The organism is Bacillus sp. sid0103, assembly GCF_019219025.1.
On sequence record NZ_JAHUWN010000075.1, the window covers coordinates 1 to 2,930 of the forward strand.

Consider the following 2,930-nt stretch of genomic DNA (forward strand, 5'->3'; position numbering starts at 1 on the left):
TTTCTTTCCTTATATTCACGGTCTCTTTGACGACGATTTTCTTTTTCGGCAAACTCTCCGCATTTCTTACAGTAGCGCTGCCTGTTGCTTTTTCGTTCGAATGGTTGCAAGCAAGATTCGCAAAAATTACCTGACATGGTTACGCCTCGCTCCGACCAATAAAGCACCTCGATTGAATGGTCGCCCGGTATTACACTATTTTCTGCAAAAGTACAGCGCCCACCTTGTTCACGAAAATAAACACAAGTTCGGTCGCCATTGGCGCCAGTTTCAAGGAAGCATTTGCCTTCGCTGTCATATGTCGCACAATTGGCAGAAATAAAACGTTGAAGTTTATTCATCGTCCGCTACCTCCGCGGCTTTCTTATCGAGTATGTCCCGAACGACCTCTCGGATCGTTGCCATGCTGATATCGAAATTTTTTCTAGGGCTCGCACTAAATACAATCATTAACGTGAGCTTCTCGATGTATTTCGTTTTCTTTTCATCGTCCATCCGTTTATAGTTCTTGAACACGGTGTAGGACTCCACAAACTCGATTACTTCGTGGAAAAATATCTCTTCTGGGTCTAGCTCCTCGTACACAATTGTTCCTCCTCGTTTTCTTCTGGCGGATCTGGCTCCGGTAAATACTCCAGGCGCCCATTCGAATAAAGCTTTGCTAATCTTGATCCGCTAAAGTTATTTCCGTAATACTCATTGACTTGAATAATTTCATAACTCATTGCGTCAACCTCCTTGTTTTGAGAACACCTCCTAGAACGCAAAAAAGCCGCACTAAAAAAACTGCAGCAAAAAAGCACCGCCACTTGAGCGATGCCTTATTTTTAAATTTTACTTGCTTCCTATTCTCTTCCTCACTTAACCTTAGGTATAGGTTAGTATTAGACAATTTTCCCCTTCATTCGTTCGATATTCTTGACAAAAGCAGGGTAAGAGTAGCCTAATTCCTCAGCAGTTTTCTTATAATTCATCCTTTCATGTGGATATTTTTCATAAAATTGAGTGGTCGTCAGTTTCGAAACATCTTCCCTTACATAATTGTGTAATTGAATAAGGAGTTTTGTTTGATTTTTAGTTAAGGATTCAGCCATTTTCTCCCATTCTTTGTAATTTTGATACCTTGCACCGTGAAAAATCACCTTCATAACATCGTCATGTTCAAAATCGAATTCGTTAATGTCCCTCATATAGTAATAAATCCACTGTCCATCCCTGCGAATCCGGTTTAACCCTTGCGAAATGGCTCTTAATTCGATGTATTTGGTGTAAAATGCCTTACAAACATAGGTTACGATCTCTTTTTCTGACTTCGAAGTGTCCGCTTTCTCGAACGCATAGACAAGAGCCGGTCTAGCCCATCTTTCAAAAGCCTTTTCGAATATCTTTTCGGTTTTTGCGTCCTCGATTTCGTGCAATTTGTTAAAGAAGAAGATGTGATCCTCCAGCATTAGCGACCTCATAGAATCCCAGTGATTAAGAACATCCTCCGGCATCGGCGAATAGTTGTTTTCGCGCGTTAGAACGTCTTTCATCCCGAAATATTCAAGCAGCTCGATAAATTCCACCCATTTCGGAAAGTGCCCACGGCGAATTTTCCGCGCTAGTCTGAGCATGGGCGCAATCTGCCCCTTAACTTTTGCAGCTATATAGTCCAACGAGTCCTCGCGCTCAGCTTTCAAGTAATTTATGTGACGGACCCGGTGCTTGATAATATCGATAATCTCCTGCGTTTCTCCGCGTTGTAATGCCTCAATTTTAGATTTCATATTTAGCCCACCCTTTCAAAAGCGACCTCATTCTACTTGACGGCAAATACAGATTAATTGGCTGCCCATTGCGGATCTGAGAGCGCCATACCCATTGCAGCAAATCGGAAACAGCGAGTAAATCCTGATTGATTGTTACGCCATTATCCTCGAAGAAAACGCGCTCAATCGGATTCAAATAGCGGTTATACACATACGCAAGTGAGCTACGGTCAGCATATTCGTTGGTTGCACGGAGGTTAACTGCTGCAAATGATTTCGCATAACCTTTGCCTGATAAGTCGTGTTGACGTTTCTTAATAGTGGTCCAAAGAATGTCTTTCACTTTTACTTTGCAGATATTACGGAAATAGTTATATATGTTTTTCTGAATGGATTCGAGCACCTCATCGCTAGCCTTACTTAGCCATGTCGTACTTAGTGCGTTTGGTCGATCGGCAACCTTATTTAGGGGGCCTTCATATAAATCGATTAGCTGTAGAAGCTCTTCCCTTTTTTCTTCAGTGCGATTATACTCCGATAATTCGTATCGATCCCCCACCTTTTCAACGCTCTTGTATTCATAGCCGATTTTGTGTAAGTCGTAATAATAACGCTGAATCTGAACGTCAAAGAGGTACGTAAGGATCATTACGTTATCAAAGGCTTCGAATACTTTTGGCGGAAATGACCATAATAAAAAATTGTCGCGGTGAATAAACAAATTGCCAGCTCTTGCAAGTAACTTGATATCATCGAATCGGCCGTCGTGATAGTCTTCGTAAACCCACTTAACGCGGTTATCGGAAATCTCGATATAGCCGAGCTCAAGTAATGCGCGAATATCAGACCGGTTAATATTTGCCTTCTCAATAACGTCCATTACCTCGTCCAAGATAAGCATATACCCTGAGCCCGTAAGTAACTCGATAAGCTCGTCGTCAGCGGTCTGAAAAAGGCTATGCGTTGCGCAAATATCGTATCCCGCGACAATCAATTCTTTTAAACTATGAAGCTTACGGCCGGCCTGATTGTTATTATTGGGCTCTAAGAAGTTGCGATTAGGCACCGCCTTAATTACACGCTGAATCTCGTCTAGGTATGGCGTAATGTAAATGAACTTTCGATCAGTTGGCGCCTCGTTAATGTGTTGTAGCGCCCAGGACGTCTTACCTCGCCCCA

Annotated in this window: 5 protein-coding genes; all 5 read right to left on the minus strand. The window is 42.4% G+C overall.

Features of this window, described 5'->3' with window-relative positions:
• Nucleotides 1-341, minus strand: a 341-nt coding sequence (locus tag KW850_RS32385) for a hypothetical protein (RefSeq protein ID WP_218351697.1), incomplete at its 3' end; no start/stop codon positions are given.
• A complete protein-coding gene (locus tag KW850_RS32390) occupies nucleotides 334-585 on the minus strand; it encodes a hypothetical protein (RefSeq protein ID WP_218351698.1) in 252 nt (83 codons plus the stop codon). The genes KW850_RS32385 and KW850_RS32390, both read right to left, overlap by 8 nt.
• Nucleotides 570-725, minus strand: coding sequence for a hypothetical protein (locus KW850_RS32395; protein ID WP_218351699.1), 156 nt, complete (start codon nucleotides 723-725; stop codon nucleotides 570-572). Before KW850_RS32395 ends, KW850_RS32390 begins: the two co-directional genes overlap by 16 nt.
• Nucleotides 726-884: 159 nt before the next feature.
• Nucleotides 885-1,769: a hypothetical protein gene (locus KW850_RS32400; RefSeq protein ID WP_218351700.1), complete on the minus strand. Its 885-nt coding sequence runs from the start codon at nucleotides 1,767-1,769 to the stop codon at nucleotides 885-887.
• Nucleotides 1,759-2,930: hypothetical protein (locus KW850_RS32405; RefSeq protein WP_218351701.1), on the minus strand; the 1,172-nt coding region annotated here is incomplete at its 5' end. The genes KW850_RS32405 and KW850_RS32400, both read right to left, overlap by 11 nt.

Excerpts from the sequence above, each read along its gene's own strand:
- KW850_RS32395 (WP_218351699.1), bottom strand. The coding sequence starts at position 725 with ATGAGTTATGAAATTATTCAAGTCAATGAGTATTACGGAAATAACTTT.
- KW850_RS32400 (WP_218351700.1), bottom strand. The coding sequence starts at position 1,769 with ATGAAATCTAAAATTGAGGCATTACAACGCGGAGAAACGCAGGAGATT.